This window comes from Providencia sp. PROV048, assembly GCF_033688165.1.
GTDB classification, from domain to species: Bacteria; Pseudomonadota; Gammaproteobacteria; order Enterobacterales; family Enterobacteriaceae; genus Providencia; species Providencia hangzhouensis.
Genome location: NZ_CP096360.1, coordinates 4,275,795 through 4,298,916 on the forward strand (window position 1 = coordinate 4,275,795; position 23,122 = coordinate 4,298,916).

The 23,122-nt window shown below is 41.7% G+C and carries 17 protein-coding genes; 4 read left to right on the forward strand and 13 right to left on the reverse strand.

All coding sequences use genetic code 11. The features are described 5' to 3' along the window. Positions 1-5: 5 nt before the first annotated feature. The 5 genes from selB to M1F26_RS19390 form a co-directional block, all read right to left on the reverse strand. Positions 6-1,874: a selenocysteine-specific translation elongation factor gene (gene selB, locus M1F26_RS19370; protein WP_140172667.1), complete on the reverse strand. Its 1,869-nt coding sequence runs from the start codon at positions 1,872-1,874 to the stop codon at positions 6-8. After that, positions 1,871-3,262, reverse strand: coding sequence for an L-seryl-tRNA(Sec) selenium transferase (gene selA / locus M1F26_RS19375; protein WP_140172668.1), 1,392 nt, complete (start codon positions 3,260-3,262; stop codon positions 1,871-1,873). The genes selB and selA overlap by 4 nt, the downstream gene beginning before the upstream one ends. Before the next feature lie 22 nt (positions 3,263-3,284). Then, entirely contained in the window at positions 3,285-4,220 is a 936-nt protein-coding gene (gene fdhE, locus M1F26_RS19380; RefSeq protein WP_140172669.1) for a formate dehydrogenase accessory protein FdhE, read from the reverse strand. Between the two features lie 603 nt (positions 4,221-4,823). Further along, complete coding sequence (gene uxuA, locus M1F26_RS19385; RefSeq protein WP_109912535.1) at positions 4,824-6,017, reverse strand: mannonate dehydratase; 1,194 nt, start codon at positions 6,015-6,017, stop codon at positions 4,824-4,826. Positions 6,018-6,034: 17 nt separating this feature from the next. Next, a complete protein-coding gene (locus M1F26_RS19390; RefSeq protein WP_042851476.1) occupies positions 6,035-6,781 on the reverse strand; it encodes an FCD domain-containing protein in 747 nt (248 codons plus the stop codon). 282 nt (positions 6,782-7,063) lie between these two features. On the opposite strand from M1F26_RS19390, the gene manD reads away from it, so the two are divergent. The 4 genes from manD to M1F26_RS19410 all read left to right on the forward strand — a co-directional run bounded on the left by manD (position 7,064) and on the right by M1F26_RS19410 (position 12,264). Continuing rightward, entirely contained in the window at positions 7,064-8,278 is a 1,215-nt protein-coding gene (gene manD / locus M1F26_RS19395) for a D-mannonate dehydratase ManD (protein ID WP_004906847.1), read from the forward strand. Positions 8,279-8,302: 24 nt separating this feature from the next. Beyond that, positions 8,303-9,325, forward strand: a complete 1,023-nt coding sequence (locus M1F26_RS19400) for a Zn-dependent oxidoreductase (RefSeq protein ID WP_140172670.1) — start codon at positions 8,303-8,305, stop codon at positions 9,323-9,325. Positions 9,326-9,386: 61 nt separating this feature from the next. After that, positions 9,387-10,796 (forward strand): MFS transporter, encoded by a 1,410-nt coding sequence (locus M1F26_RS19405; protein ID WP_004906844.1) that lies wholly within the window; start codon positions 9,387-9,389, stop codon positions 10,794-10,796. Beyond that, the gene (locus M1F26_RS19410; RefSeq protein ID WP_140172671.1) at positions 10,777-12,264 is read left to right on the forward strand and encodes a mannitol dehydrogenase family protein; all 1,488 of its coding nucleotides are present in this window, start codon (positions 10,777-10,779) and stop codon (positions 12,262-12,264) included. The genes M1F26_RS19405 and M1F26_RS19410 overlap by 20 nt, the downstream gene beginning before the upstream one ends. A gap of 43 nt (positions 12,265-12,307) precedes the next feature. On the opposite strand, the gene M1F26_RS19415 is transcribed toward M1F26_RS19410, so the two are convergent. The 8 genes from M1F26_RS19415 to fdxH all read right to left on the reverse strand — a co-directional run bounded on the left by M1F26_RS19415 (position 12,308) and on the right by fdxH (position 23,121). Continuing rightward, positions 12,308-13,021 (reverse strand): YoaK family protein, encoded by a 714-nt coding sequence (locus M1F26_RS19415; protein ID WP_140172672.1) that lies wholly within the window; start codon positions 13,019-13,021, stop codon positions 12,308-12,310. Between the two features lie 488 nt (positions 13,022-13,509). Beyond that, on the reverse strand, positions 13,510-15,243 hold the full coding sequence (locus tag M1F26_RS19420) for a nitrilase-related carbon-nitrogen hydrolase (protein ID WP_140172673.1): 1,734 nt from the start codon (positions 15,241-15,243) through the stop codon (positions 13,510-13,512). 224 nt (positions 15,244-15,467) lie between these two features. After that, positions 15,468-16,724, reverse strand: a complete 1,257-nt coding sequence (gene frc, locus M1F26_RS19425) for a formyl-CoA transferase (protein WP_140172674.1) — start codon at positions 16,722-16,724, stop codon at positions 15,468-15,470. Positions 16,725-16,799: 75 nt separating this feature from the next. Further along, entirely contained in the window at positions 16,800-17,744 is a 945-nt protein-coding gene (gene yfdV, locus M1F26_RS19430) for a transporter YfdV (protein WP_004906833.1), read from the reverse strand. A 105-nt stretch (positions 17,745-17,849) separates the two neighbouring features. Beyond that, positions 17,850-19,553, reverse strand: coding sequence for an oxalyl-CoA decarboxylase (gene oxc / locus M1F26_RS19435; RefSeq protein ID WP_094961976.1), 1,704 nt, complete (start codon positions 19,551-19,553; stop codon positions 17,850-17,852). 64 nt (positions 19,554-19,617) lie between these two features. Then, positions 19,618-20,868 (reverse strand): formyl-CoA transferase, encoded by a 1,251-nt coding sequence (gene frc, locus M1F26_RS19440; RefSeq protein ID WP_125893766.1) that lies wholly within the window; start codon positions 20,866-20,868, stop codon positions 19,618-19,620. A gap of 655 nt (positions 20,869-21,523) precedes the next feature. After that, positions 21,524-22,180 carry a formate dehydrogenase cytochrome b556 subunit gene (gene fdoI / locus M1F26_RS19445; RefSeq protein WP_004906828.1) on the reverse strand — a complete coding sequence of 219 codons (657 nt, stop codon included), beginning with the start codon at positions 22,178-22,180 and terminating at the stop codon, positions 21,524-21,526. After that, positions 22,177-23,121, reverse strand: coding sequence for a formate dehydrogenase subunit beta (gene fdxH / locus M1F26_RS19450; RefSeq protein WP_004906826.1), 945 nt, complete (start codon positions 23,119-23,121; stop codon positions 22,177-22,179). The genes fdoI and fdxH overlap by 4 nt, the downstream gene beginning before the upstream one ends. Position 23,122 lies beyond the last annotated feature (1 nt).

Below are 23,122 nucleotides of genomic sequence, written 5' to 3' on the forward strand. Positions count from 1 at the left end.
TCAATTTATTCAACGAAAATGCCTTTGTCTCGTAAATGGTGACCATCGCCTTTACGACGAGTAAAACCGCTTTTATCAAAAAACTCAAGAATTTGAATAGCAAGCTTACGGCCAATGCCTAATTCGTTACGGAAATCAGCTGCAAAAATGGCCTCATTTTCCAAGCAATAGCGATGAATCAATGAAGCAAAATAGTTAATTTGCTCATGGCTATAATAGCGGTCACGAACTATCGCTGTAATTAATCCCATTTGCGCAGCCTTTTTTAGAACGCGGCGCATCGTATCTTCTTCATAACCACTTTCTAATGCTAAATCACGGACCCACCACGCCTCGTTACGCGAAAATAAAGGATGTATTTGCTGCCAAATTAACTGCTGTTGCGCATCAAATACCAGCCCATGTTGGGGCATATGTAACCAACCTCGAGTTTGCTTAATAACATTTTCATCAATGAGGTCATTAATGAATTTAAATGTTAACGCCTCACTCATGGAAGGTAGAGCCATACGTTTTAAACGAGCTTTACCCACACCGATTTGGTCACTGTGTATCTCATTAAATTTCTCAAGGGTTTGAACAATGCGATCTTTTGCTATTTGAGCTTTAAATACGGATAAAACATGGTTTCCAACACGTTCTACATCTGATTGTGATAGCAAATTATCTAACGCGTCATGGGTGAGTTGCCGTGCCCAACTGTAATCACGTAAATTAAGTTCACCTTGAGGAAGTTGTAACTTAAAGTGAGCCAGCTCATCTTGTTCTCGGCAAAGCTTAGATAACCAATCCAAAAACTCTGGGAGCCTTTTGCCTCGGCGTGGAGAAACCAAACGTATCACGCGAGCACCGCCTAACGTTTGGCGAGCGCTAATATCACGGATGATTAATCGGTCATTCTCTACTAACCATAATGGGGTATCTAAAATTAACTCAGCAAGCACGGGGGTTTCACCTTGCTCCACTAATAATGACACTCGCCCAGTGATATGGCTCGCACCATGATAAAGATGCACAGGCTGCCAGTGCTTAATTAAGGCATCGCATTCCAATTCGACAATAACCCGTGTTGCAATGAATGCAGGTTGCTCCGCAAGTAACCAATCACCTCGGGTAATATTTTCTTTATCAATATCGCCCGCCAAGTTTAAGGCCACGCGATCACCCGCAACAGCGAATTCAGATGTTTGGTTTTGCCGATGAATGCCTCTGACACGAACTTGCTTATCTGCGCCAGTCACCCAAAGTGACTCGCCAACGTGAATTTTTCCTGCTAATGCGGTGCCAGTCACCACTATCCCTGCGCCTTTTACCAAAAAGACGCGGTCAATGGCTAAACGAAAACGACGTTGGGTATTAGGATGTGAACCACTTTGCTGATGAAGTTGTTGCAGATATAACCGCAGCGCATTAATGCCACGGCCATCTTCAGTAGACGTAATAAATAATTTTGCGTCAGGCCAACCTTGCTGAGACAGCTCGGAGGTGACTTGCTCAGTAACTTGTTCAATTCGTGAGTGATCGACTCGGTCAGCCTTCGTCAATACGACACTGACATTTTCACAGCCTGCTAGTCTTAAAATCGAAAGGTGTTCAAGGGTCTGCGCCATTACCCCATCATCACAAGCGACAACCAAAAGAGCATGGTTTATGCCGCCAATCCCAGCCAACATATTGGCTAAAAACTTTTCGTGTCCAGGAACGTCGATAAAACCAATAGAACTCCCATCTGGCTGTGGCCAGTAGGCATACCCTAGGTCAATGGTCATGCCGCGCTTTTTTTCCTCGGGAAGGTGCGCGGTATTAACGCCAGTAATAGCTTGAATTAAAGAAGTTTTACCATGGTCAACATGGCCAGCTGTCGCAAAAATCATGAAAGTAAAGCCTGTAATAATGCATGTTCATCATCAAGACAGCGCAGGTCAAGCCACAATTTACCTTCTTTCATACGCCCAATCACAGGTTGAGGTAACTGACGCCACTGTGTAGCGAGTTGCTCTAATGTGCCACCTTTTCCATTTAGCGGTGTAAAGGTTACCGCAAAGCTAGGAAGCCGGTCGATGGGAAGTGAACCGCTCCCTATTTGTGAGAGACAAGGCTCCACTTCAACAATAAATTTGTCCCCGTAAAAGGCTTGTAGAGCAACAACTATGCTTTCTGCGCTATCACGGATCGTCTCAGGGTCTCGGGTCAACCAACGCAATGTGGGTAAATCTGTTGTGAGTTTCTCAGGAGTTAGATACAGTTTTAGTGTTGCTTCTAGCGCAGCTAAAACCATTTTATCAACCCGCAAAGCTCGTTTTAATGGATGCTTCTGAATTGCATCAATCCATTTTTTCTTCCCTAAAATGATCCCTGCTTGTGGACCACCGAGAAGTTTATCTCCAGAAATTGAAACTAAATCAATTCCTTGAGAAAGATAGCTTTGTGGCATCGGTTCTGCGGGTAGCCCATAAGCTGTCATATCAATCATCGAGCCGCTACCTAAATCAATTGCTGTCGGTAATTGGTACTTTCTACCTAACTCTGCGAGTTCTTCACCTTCAACTTCAGCCGTAAATCCTTCAATGCTGTAATTGCTGGTATGCACTTTCATTAATAATGCAGTTTGATCATTAATCGCATTCTCATAATCACGTAAGTGAGTCCGATTCGTGGTTCCCACTTCAACTAATTGGCAGCCAGCCTGCGCCATCACGTCAGGCACACGGAAAGCCCCACCAATCTCAACTAATTCACCACGAGAAACAATAACTTGTCGACCATTTGCAACCGTTGCTAGCAATAATAAAACGGCTGCCGCATTATTATTAACAATACAGGCATCTTCGGCGCCAGTGAGCTCACACAGCAAATCAGCAATCGCACGGTCACGATGCCCACGCATCGCACCATCGAGAGAATATTCTAATGTGACAGGCGAACTCATCACTTGGCTAACTGCATTTACCGCTGTGGTTGACATTACCGCACGGCCTAAATTGGTATGTAGCACTGTACCGGTCAAGTTAAACACGTTTCTTAGCGCACTTTGCCCTAAAGCTTGATGGCGTTGAACTAACTCTTTGACCCAATCGTCCTGCCAAGCAGGTAATTTCCCTGCCTGTGCAATACAGGCTCGAGCTTGCTCCTGCATCTCACGTAAACATGCCGTGACCCAATGAGCCCCTGATTGTTCAACCAATATCTGAACTTCATCGAGCTGCAATAATTTATCAATAGCAGGAAGTTGACGATATAAAGCCAAGTCTGATTCAGCCATAGTCACAATTCTCTTTTACCGCTTATTTTTCACCAGGGAACAAGAACGGGTTAATACTACTACGCGCAAAGCCTTCTTCTTCCATGCGAGCATCTAAAATAATTGATGCTAAATCATCAGCAACAGCTTCAACTTTGGCTTCTTTTTCTTGATAAAGAATCTTCAGATAGCTACCACAATCACCACAGCTTTCCGCTTTAACTGCTGCATTTTCATCATCTAATGACCAATAATTTAATTTACCGGTTTGCTCACAGTTACTGCATTTTACGCGCACCATATGCCATTCGGTTTCACATAAATTACAGTGTAAATAACGTAAACCTTGTGAGGTGCCAATTTGCACAATACTCGACACTGGCATGCTATTACAAACAGGGCAGAAATGACGATGGTCACCATGTTCCGCACGCGCTTTACCTGGGATATTTGCGGCCATTTGCGCCCAGTACACCGATAGTGCAGCCCAAATAAACATCGATTTATCCGCAGGCACTTTTTCAAACTCTTCATTCAGCAAAGCCGTTGCCATACCTTCAAGTTCTGTTTCAGAGGCTTTATTCAGGTTTTCTAATGCAGGTCGCACAGACTCAGGCACGACTGGCATTAATTCAGCAATAATTGCCGTTAATAATTTGTGCCAATGTGTTGTCCGTGGAAATGTTTTTGCATCCAATGGCGAATTATTAGTATTTGTTGTGCGTTCAAGGATAGAGACCATATCCACTTCTAATGGATTATCATGCTGTGCATTATGTTGGGCAGTTGCCACTTCAGCTGCAAAATTCAGATAATCTGCAAAAGGATGTTCTCCCGCACCAAGTTCTTTTAGTCGCTCAGCACGGCGCTGATATAAGCTTTTTAAGTTAGGAAACAGAACTGGTGGAATAAAACCAATTCCCTTTTCTTTCAATCTTTCTTGTCCTAACTCTTCTTTAGGAACGATACGAATACCCATTGCGTTCTCTCTTTTCTATTTTTTTATAACGACAATTCCCGAGAAAAGGCTATTTATTTTCTCGAAAGCGTTTTTGCTCATCATATTTATATCCGCGAAAGCGGTTCTCTAACATTCAGGATAAAACAAAAGTCACCTTGAGGCTACTCTGGCCCCTGAATTATCCATTCCATTAACCCGTAGTAGATCAAGGTAAATGTAAATCAGGATGATGATTGTTTTATTTGATATAAATAATTTGTTATCACTAGGATAAAAATAGTGAAGTTGAGGTTTGAAGTGGTTATGACTACAAGCTTATGCTGCAAGCAGCCTTCTATTTGCAACAGGAATAGGTATTTCACTCTTATCTCAGGTGTTTTTTATTGCCGTTCTTCAATAAGAAATAAATAAAAACATAAATATATTTAATATCATATCTACTGTACCTTTTAGATAAAAATAAATATAAAAAGCATTTATGGTCAATAGAATACGCGACCAAATACTATTCGGTCGCGTAACAATGAAATAACAGTTTTGCTTCTTTAGGGGTATAACAGTCCCTTTGGTATCATCAAAATACCAAATAAAAAGCCAATATTGTTAACAACGAATTAGGTTTTAGATTTTCAGTAATTCAGGGTAATACATACGCTTAATTGCGAGCTCTAAACCTCTAACTTCTGCTAAACCTTTTAAGCGCCCAATAGCGGAATAGCCTGGATTGGTCACCTTTTTCAAATCATCTAAAATTTGGTGGCCATGGTCTGGTCTCATTGGAATGGGTGCAAGTCCCGCAGCATAGCGTTTTTGTTCAACCGCTAAAATGGCTTTGACCACTTCAAACATATCAACATCACCTGCAATATGATTGCCTTCATGGAAGGTATTCGGGTTATTTTCTCTCACCGTTGAACGTAAGTGCGTGAAATGAATGCGATCACCAAATTCATTAATCATTTTTACTAGGTCGTTATCGGCTCGTACACCATAAGAACCTGTGCACATAGTAAACCCATTATGAATACTATCGCAGCTTTGCTTAATAAACCGCATATCTTCAATGGTAGAAACAATACGTGGCAGGCCTAAAATTGGGCGTGGAGGGTCATCAGGGTGAATAGCTAAAACCACATTTTCTTCTTCACAGACAGGAACGATTTTCTGCAAGAAATAACGTAAGTTCTCACGTAACTGATTTTCATCAATATTATTATACAGCGCCAAGCGCTCACGGAATTGGTCTAATGTATAACCTTCCTCCGCACCCGGTAGCCCTGCGATGATGGTTTTAATCAGGTTTTCAATGTCATCAGATGACATATTGGCATAATACTCAGCCGCTTCTTTAACTTCTTGTTCTGAATAACTCTCTGCCGCATTTTCACGCTTTAAAATATGAATTTCAAACGCAGCAAAAGCAATATTATCAAACCGTAACGCTTTGGAGCCATCCGGTAGCGTGTAAGCAAGGTCAGTACGCGTCCAATCTAGAATTGGCATAAAATTATAGCAAATGGTCTTAATACCACAGGATGCTAAATTACGAATACTCTGTTGGTAATTTTGAATATAGAGATCAAAATTACCTTGTTGAGTTTTAATATCTTCGTGAACAGGAATACTTTCCACGACAGACCAAACTAACCCAGCATCTTCAATAATAGCCTTACGCTTTAAAATCTCCTCGACACTCCAAACTTCACCGTTAGGAATATGGTGGAGCGCAGAGACGATACCTGTCGCCTCTGCTTGCCTAGCATCACTTAAAGAAACAGGGTCATTAGGACCGTACCAACGCCACGTATGCTCCATGAGTACTTCTCCTTCGATTATTCAAAAATAGTCTGATAAGGAATTGTTTCAAATAGGTAACCATCAAAATTGGGGTCATCAAAATCAGAAAGCTGCATTAGCGTATTTTTGACATTCTCTAAATGCTGCCACATCTCTTTTTTAGCCAACTCCGGATCACGTTTTTGTAGTGCATTTAAAATATTTTCATGATCAACCAACCACTTTTTTCGGTAAGTCGTGTTGTCAATATGTTCGTGAAGCTTATCCCACATAGGGCTTTGTAACCGCACAGCCCAGATATCATCAATAATCTTCGCCATCATGTCATTCTTGCTTGCGCGAGCAATTAACACATGGAACTTATGATCATTAGCATCGTCACTTTCATTATTCGCGACTTTGATTCGCTCATCTTCTAATAATGCGCGGATCTCTTGGATATCGGCTTTTGTTGCTGACAAAGCAGCGCATGCAGCTATTGCACTTTCAATCACTTGGCGAGCTTGCAGTATTTCAAAAGGGCCATGATCTAAACTTTTAATTTCATCAATCAATAGGTCTGGATGATTAATGACATAAACCCCAGAACCTTTCTTGATAGAAACCAATTTTTCAATTTCCAACATGATGAGTGCTTCACGTACCAATGAGCGACTAACATCATATTTTTTAGCGATCTCACGCTCTGGCATTAAACGACTTCCTATCGGATATTCACCAGATGCAATGAGCTCTTTTAACTGCTGACCTAGGTATTGGTACGAGCGGTATTGAGTTTTCATATATATGTACAACGCGTTGTCGAATTAAATTTAGTTCTTCCATTGTAGATTATCGTCCCTCATTACAATGGTCAACCAATTTATCCACTATTTCCGCAAAATTAGTTAACCAATTTGTGATCAGATTCACTTATTGTCGTCTTTTTAGTCATTGTTTTTTAATTTACCGATTGATAGAGTGAAAAAAAGAGAGTTTGGTCAACCAATAAATAAACCACTTTGAGTATTTCATGGTGATTTGGTTGATCAGTTGGTTAACAAGTAATAGGGATTTGGGCCAAAATGAAAATTATAAAAGCAGAAGTCTTTGTATGTAGCCCCGGTCGTAATTTTGTCACATTAAAAATTACAACCGATGAAGGCGTATATGGATTAGGTGATGCCACCCTTAACGGGAGGGAGCTCTCTGTAGCATCCTATCTTCAAGATCACCTCTGTCCTCAGCTAATAGGCCGTGACCCACATAAAATTGAAGATATTTATCAGTTCTTCTATAAGGGAGCTTACTGGCGTAGAGGCCCAGTTACGATGTCCGCCATTTCTGCGATTGATATGGCACTGTGGGATATTAAAGGCAAAATTGCCAACCTTCCGGTCTATCAGTTACTCGGTGGCGCTTCTCGTGAAGGAGTGATGGTTTATTGCCACACCACGGGTACCGATATTGCTGAAACACTAGATAACTACGCAAAATATAAAGAAAAAGGTTTTAAAGCGATCCGTGTGCAGTGTGGCATTCCAGGAATGGCAACTACCTATGGACAGAGTAAAGGAAAAAACCTTGCTTATGAACCTGCCACAAAAGGCCATCACCCTGAAGAACAACTTTGGTCAACCGAAAAATATCTGGATTTTATGCCCAAACTGTTTGAAGCCGTTCGGGACAAATACGGATTTAATGAACACCTTCTACACGATATGCACCATCGCTTGACCCCTATTGAAGCGGCTCGCTTCGGTAAAAGTATTGAAGATTATCGATTATTTTGGATGGAAGACCCAACACCAGCAGAAAACCAAGCTTGTTTTAGATTAATTCGTCAACATACCGTCACCCCAATCGCCGTAGGTGAAGTTTTTAATAGCATTTGGGATTGTAAACAACTGATTGAAGAGCAACTCATCGATTATATCCGCACCACAATTACCCATGCCGGAGGTATTACAGGCATGCGCCGAATTGCGGACTTTGCATCGCTTTACCAAGTCAGAACCGGTTCTCATGGTCCATCTGACCTATCCCCAATTTGCCATGCTGCCGCCTTACACTTTGACCTTTGGGTACCCAATTTCGGCGTTCAAGAGTTTATGGGCTATTCAGAAGAAATGTTGTCCGTATTTACGACTAACTGGACGTTCAACGATGGTTATATGCACCCAAGTGATAAGCCCGGTTTAGGTATCGATTTTGATGAAAAACTGGCAGCGAAATACCCGTACAACCCAGCTTATCTTCCAGTCGCTCGTCTCGAAGACGGCACGTTGTGGAACTGGTAATTTTTATTTTATTCGGAGTCAAATATGAAAGCTGTAAAATCGGTAGTAATCAAAGAACCCAATACATTATTGTTTGAAGAACGTTCAGTTCCTGAACCAGCTGAAAACCAAGTACAAATAAAAGTTCGCTTAGCTGGTATTTGTGGTTCTGACAGCCATATCTACCGTGGCCATAACCCATTTGCAAAATATCCACGTGTGATTGGCCATGAGTTTTTCGGTGTCATTGAAAAAGTGGGTTCAGGCATAGATAGCAAACGCATTGGTGAACGAGTCTCTATCGACCCTGTCCTTAGCTGTGGTCATTGTTACCCATGCTCAATTGGTAAACCAAATGTGTGTGAAACACTAGAAGTATTGGGTGTTCATACTGATGGCGGGTTCACTGAATATGTCAATGTCCCTGCGGCTAATGCTTATACTATTCCTGATTCAATCAGCGATGAGTGTGCCGTTACCGTTGAGCCATACTCTATTGCCGCCAACGTGACTTCGCATGTTCATCCAACTCAAGATGACATCGCATTAGTCTATGGTGCGGGTACGATTGGGTTAACCTGCGCACAGGTTCTCAAAGGGGTTTATCAAGTCAAAACCTTGATCATGGTTGACCGCGTGGCTGAGCGTTTAGCTAGAGCAAAAGATTGTGGTGCTGATATTGTCATTGATAACTCACAAACCCCACTACCAGATCAACTCAAAACACTGGGTCTTCGCCCAACGTTAGTACTTGATGCAGCTTGCCATCCCGCTATCTTACAAGAAGCCGTCTTGATTGCTTCTCCCGCAGCAAGAGTTTCTATTATGGGCTTTTCAAGTGAAGCAAGTGCCGTTACACAGCAAAGTATCACCAGCAAAGAGATTTCATTGTTTTCTTCACGTTTGAATGCCAAAAAATTCCCTGAGGTGATTAGCTGGATAGAATCTAAAAAAATTGACCCAACGAAAATCTTGACGCATCAGTTACCATTCACTGAAGCGCAAGAGGCAATCTTAACCTTTGAAAAAGACCAGAAAACCTGCTGTAAAATTCTTTTAACCTTTTAATTTAATTAAAAAAACTAAATCCGATTTGGATACTACCCTACGTGATTAATAGGATAATAATATGAATACTCAGTCAATTGACCCATCAGGGAAAGTGGAACGCAGTTCTGGCGATCTAACCAAAGCTGCAGTTTCTGGCTGGCTAGGAACCGCTCTAGAGTTTATGGATTTCCAGCTTTACTCGTTAGGTGCAGCACTTGTTTTCCATGAAATATTTTTCCCTGAACAATCCGCTTCAATGGCATTAATTCTTGCGATGGGAACTTACGGTGCCGGATATGTCGCACGTATTGTTGGTGCGATTTTCTTTGGTCAAATGGGCGACCGAATCGGCCGTAAAAAAGTACTCTTTATCACCATCACCATGATGGGGGTGTGTACTACATTAATCGGGGTATTACCAACCTACGCACAGGTAGGTATCCTCGCACCGCTGTTATTAGTTCTCTTGCGAATTATTCAAGGCTTAGGGGCAGGCGCTGAAATTTCGGGTGCAGGTACCATGCTAGCAGAATATGCACCGAAAGGCCGTCGTGGTATTGTGGCCTCATTAGTGGGTCTGGGAACAAACTGTGGCACATTAAGCGCAACTGCAATTTGGGCTGTCATGTTCTTCTGGCTAGATAAGTCAGACTTACTGGCTTGGGGCTGGCGTGTACCTTTCTTGGCAAGCTTCGTGGTAATGCTGTTTGCAGTATGGTTACGACTGAATCTGAAAGAAAGCCCTGTATTTGAGAAAGTGCAAAATACGGAAGAACAAGAAGCCAAAGTTGCAGTACAAACACCACCGAAAGAAAGTTTCTTTGCCATGTTTAAATCTAAAGCATTTTGGTTAGCGACTGGCATTCGTTTCGGTCAAGCAGGTAACTCTGGGTTAATTCAAACTTTCTTAGCAGGATATTTGGTTCAAAGCCTGTTGTTTGATAAGAGTATTCCAACTGATGCGATCATGATCAGCTCCGTTGTCGGTTTCCTAACTATTCCTGTGATTGGTCTGATATCCGATAAATTTGGTCGTCGTATTCCTTATATTATTCTTAGCTTATCTGCCATGTTGCTCGCCTATCCGATGTTATCTGTCATCGTCGATGGTGCGAACAGTGTTAGCTTAATTACCATCTGTATTATTATCGTTCATAACTGTTCAGTACTCGGATTATTTGCCTTAGAAAATATTACGATGGCTGAAATGTTCAACTCACGTAATCGCTTCACCGGTATGGCTGTGGCCAAAGAAATTGGTGGCTTAATTGCCTCTGGCTTAGGCCCAGTTCTAGCAGGTATTTTCTGTAGTGTCACCGGAAGCTGGTGGCCAATTGCCATCATGATCATCATTTACTCTGCCATTTCATTAATCAGCGCCATCATCATGCCTGAAGTGAAAGATCGTGATTTAACCAGTACGTTGGATGCTGTTGAAGAGGCTGAACAACAAAAAGGTAAAGTGAAATATGCAACTGTCAACCAATAACCTAAACCAATTACCTGCGAATATCAAAGTACCAAGCTATGATAGGGAGCAGATAAAGGTAAAAATGCTTCACTTAGGTTTCGGCGCGTTCCATCGCGCCCACCAAGCCATCTTTGCGGATATTTTAGCTACAGAACAGCAGAGTAATTGGGGTTTTTGTGAAGTCAATTTAGTCGGTGGCGAGCAACAAATTGAAGATTTACTCGCTCAAGATTGCCTTTATAACGTAGTTGAAATGCAAGGCGATAATTGGCAAACCCGTACGGTGGGGGTGGTAAAAGAAGCATTACACCCAACCATTCACGGAATTGATGCTGTTATCAATCGCATGTTAGACCCTAATATTGCCATCGTTTCCATGACTGTTACTGAAAAAGGTTATTGCTATGTACCCGCGACAGGCTCGATTGATTTTGCTAACCCCGCTATCGCACATGATTTAGCCTCACCAAATGCTCCAAAATCATTGCCGGGCCTGATTGTTGAAGCGTTAAAACGCCGTAAAGCACTGGGTATTGCACCATTTACAGTCATGTCCTGTGATAATATGCCTGAAAATGGCCATATTACGAAAAATGTCATTTTAGCGATGGCCGCAAAACAGGATGTCACACTGGCCAATTGGATTGAAGCCAACGTCACTTTTCCATCTACCATGGTGGATAGAATTGTACCTGCCATGACACCAGACACTGCAGAGAAAATTCAATCTCAACTGGGCCCTATCGTCGATAAAGTCGCCATTGCCTGTGAGCCATTTCGCCAGTGGGTGATTGAAGACAATTTTGTCGCGGGTCGTCCTGAGTGGGAAAAAGCGGGCGCTCAATTAGTGACAGATGTCATTCCATTTGAAGAAATGAAACTGCGCATGTTAAATGGTAGCCACTCTTTCCTTGCATATTTAGGTTATTTGGCTGGTTACCAATACATTAATGAGTGCATGCAGGATAGCGCTTATGAAAAAGCGGCTTATCACCTGATGGTCAATGAGCAAGCACCAACGTTATCCATCAAAAATGTGGATTTACCCGCCTATGCTAATGCCCTGATTGAGCGTTTCAAAAATACGGGGTTGAAACATCGTACTTGGCAAATCGCGATGGATGGAACGTTGAAATTATCTCAACGTTTACTCGACTCTATCCAAATTCATCTTAAAAACGGCCGATCATTTGATTATTTAGCCTTAGCGGTTGCAGGATGGATGCGTTATGTCAGCGGAAAAGATGATCATGGTGCAGAAATTCAAGTCAGCGACCCACAGGCTGTAAAATTGGCTGAACTAGTTGCAAACAGCACTGATGATGAAAGCCGTGTTCGCGCACTGCTTTCTCTCAACAGTTTGTTTACCAAAGAACTCGTTAATAATTCGTTATTTACTGAAAAGGTGACTGCATTCTACCTTTCACTACGTGATAACGGTGCCAAAAAAACAGTTGAAGCGCTCAACCACCAGCACGACCTATAACAACATCTTAGCAGGCGGGGCTTCCCTGCCTCTTTCATCCAAACTAGTTTGAATCTATTGGCATTCCTTTATTTTCTTTCGAAAACTGATGTCCAAAGAAAAATATCAAACACAATGGGATTAATGTAGCAAATAAAGCGTATTCCTTTGCAAAATCAGCTAATAACACCATCATGAAAGCCCCGCCAGCAAAACCCAATAGCGTCAGAAAATAACAATAACTTTTATATAATGCACTTTTTCTTTCTTGGCCTTTAAATGCAATAGATTCTGCCAATGAACTAAAGCCAAGTTGCACATTCAAAGTAACCGCAATATTGCCATATAGCATGCCATTAATCTTATGAAACGCATTACCTTGCATTCCCGCAATAAAAGAAAGAGCCCAAACAGCATGAAACCCATTAGAGTGAACATTAAAGAAAAAAATATAAACAATGAGTAATAATAAAAGGACGATTTCCAGTGATAATAATGTAAATGTCCATGTTTTTTCATCGGTATTATAGCGGTAGCGGATCCATGCCAACAGCATTGCCCCCGCACCAAAGGAAATAATGGAAACAATATAAGGCATCACTGCGGTTAGGCCATGCTTAGCAAACTCATAACCTAACATAATAATATTGCCTGACTGAAAAGTAGCGAATGATTTAGTCGTAAAGAAGGCATATCCATCGAGCATTCCTGACGCAATAGCTAATAAAAATGCGATCGTAGGTAACTGCATAAAAGGAACTTTTGGAGAGGAAATCATAGTTTACTTACCTGTCTTGATGATTCTTTTTCTGACTAACTTAGTCGACTGATATATACCGTAAAAATAGGAAAAACCGTCATTGCCGCCCACTAAATGGCATCCCCATACGTTTTAACATCAACATTAAGACCCCGTTCGAAAATGTAGAAAATTAATCTAATAAAATAAACCGTTGAAAAGAGTAAAATCATATAAGATAAAAAAATCACATGTAAAATAGATGCAGAACTAAAATTGAATATCAAAGTAAATTGACCGCTTGAGAAAGGGGTCATGATTGAATGTTTCAATAGAAATACTCGCGATTAAAACCAACGAAGCAACACCCCTTAAAAAATGGAGTGTTTTAATCCAGGTTTCTTGGCTACCAAACTGTCGAAAAGTCAGCATATAAATAATCTAGTTATGGAAGTCATTAACCATAGCTCCTATTCACAGTAAGATCCCGTTGCTATATTTCTAATAACAACGGGATGATATGAACATTACTGCGTCAGTGGGGGGAACCAAATAGCTTGCTGACCACTCACCAACCGTTCTTGGTTAATCCAAGTAAAAGGGGCTGGCACCTGAGCTTGCAAACGCACATCTTCAGCCCCTCTTTGTGCTGTCAATGTGGGAGTAAGGACAACAGGCTCTGGCCCATAAATAGCCGCTGACGTAGAATCACGTTCGTTTCGTCCACCACAAACCACCCATAACTGATTTAACGTAGCGATCGCATAAGGGGCAAAATCGGCACGCCCTGTTGGTGGCTCTTCAACCGAAAAAAGATGGCTATCAATCTCCACTTTTAAATCACTCGGCATACCCGCTGGCGCAGCAAGAATATCAGCGCGTAACGTACTATATAAACCACCTAACTCAGGTACGTCTAATTCATGTGCGGCTGCCAGCGCAATACGGCCAATTGGCGTTGCTGTCACACTCACAGAGCTACCCGCTGTTGCCCAGCCACTATCCCGCTTATTAAGATGTGTCACACGATAGCGCGCTAATATATCTCCTAACGGCCCTGCAAGTACTACCGTATGGAACAATCTATCCTTTTCAATTTCAGGGTAGCTTCCAACAATATACCCTTTCCCTTTTTGAGCGGCTTTACACAATGTTTGCTCGAAAACCCCACCCTGTTGTTCAGCATAAGACAAAACAATGTTGGGATCGTTGGTATAAGATAGTGCGGAAAGCTCAGGAAGTACTAGGAGCTCATTTTCCCCCACTTGAATTGAGTCTAGTTTAGAAACCGATTTTTCCCACTGCGCTGCAATAAGTGTCGTTTGTGTTATTGTTGACGTAGCATTGATATCTGTTGGGCTGCGGTGAAAAGCGAGCGTTGGGAAATATAATTCAGGGCGACGCTTCGCCAGTAATGCATCGCGTTGTGTATCCGCTTCATCTAAATCAATTGTCGCACTGTATATACCATTTAGCCCGGGTTCTAGCTCTAACGGGCTAAGCACTGGAGATTGTGCCACTTTATGTCCTGATGGCGCCCATATGCTCGAACCACCATTATAATAAAGCTGTCCTTTGGTAATTGGATTGGTTTCAATTCCACTACGTGTTGCACAAATTACCCACACTCCATTGAAAGCACTCATATGCTGCACATGTGCAACGGTTGAATGATCGCCAAGCATTTCAGCAGGACTCGCGTTAGGCATCATACGGTCGGATACTGAATGCCAACCAATGATTTGTGCCCCTTCCAATGCAGCTAACCGAACATATTGCCAGTAAGTATCATCATAACAAATCAATAAGGCGATACGGCCAATCGGTGTTTCAAAGGTTTTAACACCAGTATTACCCGGAGCAAACACTTTTTGGTCTTGGGAATTCAGGCCTATTTTACGATATTTACCAATAATGCCTTCTGGCCCCATCAAAACAGCGGAATTATAAGCTAGCCCTGTTTCGCTATCTCGTTCCGCGATACCGACACTCATATACATCCCTGTACGAGCCAATATAGGCAATACTGCCGCTGTCGTTTTTCCTGGGATGGTATCTAAATAAGGCGCTAATTCCGTAGAGTCAGAAAATAAATAACCACTCACTGCCGTTTCTGGAAATACAGCGTAATTTACCCCTTGAGCGGCCACTTTTTCTGTCGCTTCGACTAAACGTTGAATATTTCCATTTAGATCTCCCCATGCAGGAATAAAATCAACGGCTGCTACTTTACTGCTTTTTTTTATTTCAGCAATACTCATATAATAATCCTTATTCAAAGAATTTATTAGTAAATAAATAATTTTTTGCTATTAATAAAAATAAATATTAAATAGGAATGATATTTCTATAACTCCAAATAATTTAGGTAATAATAGCTTGAGTGTAGCGGCTATATTTAAATACATCGAGCACCTAAATATAGCTGCTAATATTAATTTTCCATTTTAGAAAGTCATATTAAGAGCGAATTTAATGTTATTAATTAAATAACATTATTTTTTCTCATTTCCATAATTTGTTCATCGCTATAACCAAGCTCTTTTAACACTTCGTTATTATGTTCCCCTAACAATGGAGCACTTTTAATTTCAGGCATAAAGGCTGAAAACTTCATTGGGCAGCCTACCGTTAAATATGTCCCTCGTTTTGGTTGTTGAACCTCAACAATCGAGCCGCTACGACGCAAAGAAGGGTCTTCCATAATTTCTTTCATACTTAATACTGCAGAACACGGCACATCAAACTGATCAAAATAATCGGTTAGTGCATGTTTATCTTTGTCTTTAGCGATTTCTTCAATTGCATCCCATACATCTTGGATATGGCTTGCACGTGCCTGTGTAGTGGCAAAAGCAGGATCAGTTTTCCATTCTGGACGCCCAATGGCATCACAGGTATTTTCCCAATTATGGTCTTGATTAATAAAGTAAATGTACGCATTTGGGTCAGTATCACTGCCTTTGCACTTAAGCATCGTTCCAGGTTGACCTCCCCCACTCGCATTTCCCCCACGGGGAACCGCATCACCAAACGTGCCATTTGGGTATTGAGGGTATTCCTCTAAGAAACCGAGTTTTTCTAAACGTTGTTGATCACGCAATTTCACACGACATAAATTAAGCACCGCATCTTGCATTGACATGGTCACACGTTGGCCTTTACCTGTTTTTTCTCGGTGTAACAGCGCCGTCAGTATGCCAATCAATAAATGCATACCCGTATTACTATCACCTAATGCTGCAGCACTTACCGTTGGCGGGCCATCAGGAAAACCCGTTGTCGATGCTGAACCACCAGCAGATTGAGCAACATTTTCATAGGCTTTCACATTCGCATACGGCGAGTTCTCATTAAACCCTTTGATTGAGCCAAAAATTAATCGAGGATTGAGTTCTTGGATGTGCTCCCACGTAAACCCCATATGGTCGATAGCCCCCGGATGAAAATTTTCAACTAATACATCAGATTGACGTATTAGTTTCTCCATCACGGCTTTTCCCTCTGGCGTTTTGGTGTTGAGCTCTAAAGAGCGTTTGTTACTGTTTAACATCGTAAAATACAGCGCATCCACATCAGGGATATCTCGCAATTGATTACGTGTCACATCCCCAACACCTGGGCGTTCAATTTTGATCACATCAGCACCGAACCAAGCAAGCATTTGTGTACATGACGGGCCTGACTGAACCCCAGTAAAATCAAGAACGCGTATCCCATCAAGCGGTTTTGAAGAAGTCATAATTCACCTTTTTACAAAACTGCCATGGCGTCATTTCTCACGCCATGGCAACTCATTTTGCCCTATTGACTCTTTCTATGAAACGAGTCGAGAGATGTAGATCCACGCTGGAGCTGCGATGATAAAACCAAGTACACTCACCGCCAGCGACGCAGTTCCTGTCCGAGTATACAGATTAAAGCGACTCGCAATAATTATTCCAGAGAAAGCAGGTGGCAATGCCCCAGCTAATACCATCATTTGCAGTTGCTCTGTTCCCATATTAAACATCATACCCGCCAGTAACATTAACCCTGGCATTAACACTAGCTTTAATAACGTGTTATAAACTATCTCTCCATCGAACTCGAACTTATTAGCGGCTAATGTCAGACCGGCAGCAAATACCGCAACACCAGAGTTTGCTTTCGCAATTAAATCAAATGTTGGGTCCCAAACGGTAGGAATTTTCACACCAACCAATACCAGTGCGGTCGCAAGTACCGGAGCCCATACGACGGGTTCTTTAAAGGCGGATATTAATGCATCCATACCGCCACCACCCTTTTTCCCTTCCGCATCAGATGGGTTCAGTAGGAATAGGCCAATAGGGATTGTAATGGCATTAACGATGATGGAAATAATAGCGACAACTAACCCAGTTGAAACAGTTTCACCATAAATAGGGTCTAAAACCGCAAACCCTAAGAAACCAATTGTCGGAGAACCTGCAATTAATGCACATACCGCAGCTTCGCCACGACTATGTTTAAAAATATATTTACAGCTAAAGAAAGAGAAAAAGAAACAAACGAGCAAGACCACAAATGAAATAATAGTCAATTTAGCGTCTGCAAATATCATTTCTCGATTAGCGCGTGCGATAGAAACAAATAATGCAGCAGGTAATGCGTAATTTAATACCAACTTATTAAATGCTTTCGCTTGGTCACTGGTAAACACATTTCGTTTACCACTCACATAACCTAATACCATAATAATAATGATAGGTAATAGGTCGCTCATAAAAATCTTATACATAAAATCAGCCATAAGACCCACCTATTTTTGGCAATAAGACCCCGTACGCCACTCATTAAAAATGAGCCGCGTAGGGTTATCTTTGTTAGTTAACGTTATGCTGCGTTAATTTTTTACGACAGACTTCGGATTTAAATTACCAATATGGCCACTTTCCGTTCCAACTGCAGGGTCAATAACAACATTTATCAAGGTTGGATGACCCGATGCTAAACCGGCTCTCAAGGCTTCTTGTACCTCAGCAGGTGTTGTTGCTTGGTAGCCGATGCCACCAAAAGCCTCAATCATTTTGTCATAACGTGCTCCGCCCATTAAAACGGTAGGAGAAGGGTCTTGATCACCATGGAGGTTTACGCCATCACCACGGTAAATCCCACCATTATTGAAAATCAAAATAGTGACAGGCAATTTGTAGCGACAAATCGTTTCAATTTCCATACCACTAAAGCCAAATGCACTATCGCCTTCAATCGCTACAACAGGCTTACCACTAGTTACAGCAGCTCCCACTGCATAACCCATTCCGACCCCCATAACGCCCCATGTTCCACAATCTAAGCGTTTACGTGGTTGGTACATATCAATAATATTTCGCCCATTATCAAGCGTGTTAGCGCCTTCATTGACGACATAAACATCTTGGTGATCGACCAGCACATCACGGATTGCACGTAATGCGTTGAAGTAATTCATCGGGGAAGTGTCAGTGTTTAACTTAACTGCCATTTTCTCGACATTGATTTTCTTGTGCTCATCAATACTGACAATCCATTCTGTTGGAGATTTAACAGGGGTTGATTTAAGTCCTGCCAATAATGACTCAATACTGGAGTAAATATCACCAACAACTGGGGCCGCTATTGGGCGGTTACTATCAATTTCGGAAGGTTCAATATCTAACTGAATAAATTGCGTTTCTGGTGACCAATGCTTACCTTTACCATGGTCAAGTAACCAGTTAAGACGTGCTCCCATTAATACCACAACATCTGCACTGGATAAGGCATATGAGCGAGCTGATGCGGCTGATAGAGGATGTGTATCTGGCAGCAGCCCCTTAGCCATTGACATCGGTAAATAAGGGATACCGGTTGTTTCAATAAATTGACGAATATTGTCATCCGCTTGGGCATAAGCTGCACCTTTACCCAAAATAATTAATGGTCGCTTAGCCGAGGCGAGCAACTTAAGGGCTTTATTCACTGAATCTGGTGATGGAATTTGTCTTGGTGCAGGGTCTTCAACTGTAAAAATGGTTTTATCCGCTGCGTCCTTGTCCATCACGGCAGACAACACTTCCGTTGTTAAATCAAGATAAACCCCACCAGGACGACCTGATACCGAAGCGCGGATTGCTCGCGCGAGTGCGATACCAAGGTCTTCGGGTTTATTCACACGATAAGACGCTTTTACAAAGGGTTTTGCCGTGTTCATTTGGTCTAACTCTTCGTAATCACCCTGCTGCAAATCAATTATCGCTCTGTCGCTTGAGCCACTGATTTGAATCATTGGAAAACCATTGGTGGTTGCATTAGCCAGCGCCACCATGCCATTTAAAAAACCTGGCGCCGAAACCGTTAAGCAGATACCCGGTTTTTGGGTGATAAAACCACTAATTGCAGCCGCATTACCCGCGGATTGTTCATGGCGAAATCCAATATAGCGAATACCTTCAGCTTGTGCATGCCTTGCCATGTCAGTCACTGGAATTCCAACAACACCGTAGATTGTATCAATGCCATTTTTTTTAAGTGCATCGACAATAATATGCATACCATCAGTCAGGTTTTGGGTTTGATCAGCAGACATGTCTACCTCATAAGTAACTGATTAAAAGATTAAATGGAGTGATTTCTCACTCCAATATTTAAAATTAGATCGCTTTGTTCGCACGCATAGTCGCAATTTCATCTGCGCTATAACCTAACTCAGTTAGGACTTGCTCTGTATGCTCACCCAACAATGGTGCGCTTTTGATATCCGGTGTAAAGGAGGAGAATTTCATCGGGCAACCCACCGTCAAGTAAGTCCCGCGTTTTGGCTGCTCAACTTCAACAATACTTCCGCTCTTACGCAGAGATTGGTCTCGTGCGATTTCACGCATACTGAGTACAGGGGCACAAGGGACACCATATTTACTCAAGTACTCGACCGCTTCATGTTTATCTTTATCTGCTAAGAATTTTTCAATTTCAGCAAAAATATCAAAGATATGAGGTTGACGAGCCTTTGGTGTATTGTAAGCGGGATCCGTCGCCCATTCAGGCTTACCAATCGCTACACAGGTTTGCTCCCAGTCCTGCTCTTGGATAGTAAAATAAATATAAGCATTTGGGTCAGTTTCCCAGCCTTTACATTTTAAGATCCAGCCAGGCTGGCCACCACCACCAGCATTACCGCCACGAGGAACGGCATCACCAAATGTGCCATTTGGGTATTGTGGATATTCTTCAAGGTAGCCAATTTTCTCTAAACGTTGCTGGTCACGAAGTTTGACACGGCACAAGTTGAGTACGGCATCTTGCATCGACATAGTCACTCGCTGGCCTTTTCCTGTTTTCTCGCGATGTAATAACGCTGCAAGTAAGCCAATGAGCAAGTGCATACCCGTATTGCTGTCACCTAGCGCAGCGGCACTCACTAATGGTGGGCCATCCCAAAACCCTGTGGTTGATGCGGCACCACCTGCGGCTTGGGCAACGTTTTCATAAGCTTTAACATCTGCATAAGGCGAGTCTTCATCAAAACCTTTGATGGAACCGAAAATCAAACGAGGATTTAATTCTTGAATGTGTTCCCAAGTGAAACCCATATGGTCAATCGCACCAGGGTGGAAGTTCTCAACGAGAACATCGGCCTGCTTAATCAGCCGCTCCATAACCTCTTTACCTTCAGGAGTCTTTGTATTCAATTCCACTGAACGCTTATTACTATTAAGCATCGTGAAATACAGCGCATCCACATCAGGGATATCCCTTAATTGGTTACGCGTGACATCTCCAACTCCGGGGCGTTCAATCTTAATAACATCTGCACCGAACCACGCTAACATTTGAGTACAAGATGGTCCTGATTGTACACCGGTGAAATCCAGTACTTTAATACCTTGTAAAGGAAGATCCATGTGGTACCTCTTTATTTAGCTATCGTAAATGGAATGAATTAGGATTCTATTATTTAGCTGTGTTAAAAAGATATTTTAATATATGACTGTTTTTATATTTATTAATAATTATATTACTATTTTTATTAAATAATATCACCAATGTCCAGCAATTAATTCCTTTAATATATGTACATCATAACGCTCTTAAAAGGAATAAATATTAGAATATTAGTTTACTTTTAAATCAAAATAAAAAACAAAGTCTCGAACTAATCAATAATGACCATTTAAGATAGACATTTATTGAACTAATATCAATATCCAACAGATATCCACAAAAAAATAACAATCACTAAAACAACCAATTATCAATCAGTTAAGTTTTTAATGTCTTTTTTTACATAAAATAAAAATGAATAAATATTTATTTGTTTATTATTGGTTTAAAAAAATTGCAAATCACACGCGAAATAAGAGCATCTTTATTTGATGTGTATTTTTTTATTAATCTTATTTTGATTAACTATAATGATAATAAATCGCAAACAGGTCATCAAATAAATATATCTAATTTTATTTCTTTCAAATAAATTGAATATTTATATTTTTTAGATATAAAAAACCCACAAATAACATTAGTCATTTGTGGGTTTGATAACAACAATAATAAAACTTAGTTTTTCTCTTGTTGCTGTTTTTGCTGTTTTTCTTTTTCCAAAAGCTGGCGATACCACAATGGATGGTGTTTTCTAGCCCAACCACGAGTCACCCAACCTTCAACCATCGCACGCACTGAACCTTTCACCCAAATCGCGGCATAAGCGTGAACCACAATCATGATAATCAGCGCAATTGCAGAGAGCGAGTGAATAAGAATAGCTGCACGATAAACAGGGATTGGGAAATAATCTGCGAAATAAGGACGCCACATGATCACTCCCGTGATCACCAGCGCCAATAAGCAGATAGTGACAACCCAATACACCCCTTTCTGACCGAGGTTATATTGGCCGACATCGCCCGCCTCTTCGTTTTTCAGTACTTTGCCGATATTTTTTGCCCACTTGATATCTTCTTTATTAATGAAGTTATGGTGGAAATAGCGGAAGAACATAAATACGAACAGCAAGAACATCGCCGTACCCACAAATGGATGCAAAATTCGCGACAGTTGTGGTGTGCCTAAAATATTCATAAACCAGTTTAGTGAAGGGAAAAAGAACCCTAACCCACTGATTGCCGTGAACAAAAAGCAAATCACAACCGCCCAGTGATTGATCCTTTCAATCGGCTTGTGGCGAATAATTTTGTCGTTATCATCTGGCATCATTTCTGATCCTCCCCTTCTTTTGATTTCGAAGTGTCAGATGACATTGCATTATGCAAATCTTCTAAAGCCTCTTCTTCATCTTTTTTGGAGACGCGGTTTGGACCAATACCCACATAGTGGAAGATGGCCGCCGCAAATGTTGCAGCAAAACCAACCGCTGCTAACGGTTTCCAGATACCTTTCCAGAAAGTCACTGTTGGGCTGATTGTCGGGTTTTCTGGTAATCCGTGATACAACTGAGGTTTATCTGCATGGTGCAGAACGTACATCACGTGCGTACCACCAACGCCCTCTGGGTCATATAAACCTGCATTCGCATAACCACGGGTTTTCAGCTCTTCAACACGCTCACCAGCCATGTTAATCATGTCTTCTTTGCTACCGAAGTGGATAGCACCCGTTGGACATGTTTTCACACATGCAGGTTCTTGACCGACTTCAACACGGTCAACGCACAGCGTACATTTGTATGCACGGTTATCTTCTGGGTTAATACGTGGTACATCAAACGGGCAACCCGCAATACAATAACCACAACCAATACAGTGTTCCGATTGGAAGTCAACGATACCGTTTTTGTACTGTACTATCGCGCCTTCCGAAGGGCACGCCTTCAGACAGCCCGGGTCAGCACAGTGCATACAACCATCTTTACGGATCAGCCATTCAAATTTATCGTTCTCTTCCACTTCAGAGAAGCGCATTACCGTCCATGACTTAGCGGTTAAATCTGTTGGGTTATCATATACACCAACGTTAGTCCCGATTTTGTCACGGATATCGTTCCATTCGGAACAGGCAACCTGACAAGCTTTACAGCCAATACAGGTCGTCACATCGATAAGCTTTGCAACTTCTTCCTTATAGTCCCGCACCTGAGGTGCGGGAGTCAGGGAATTGGTGGCAGAGCGACGAATAATGTCCTGAGATTGCATTGACATA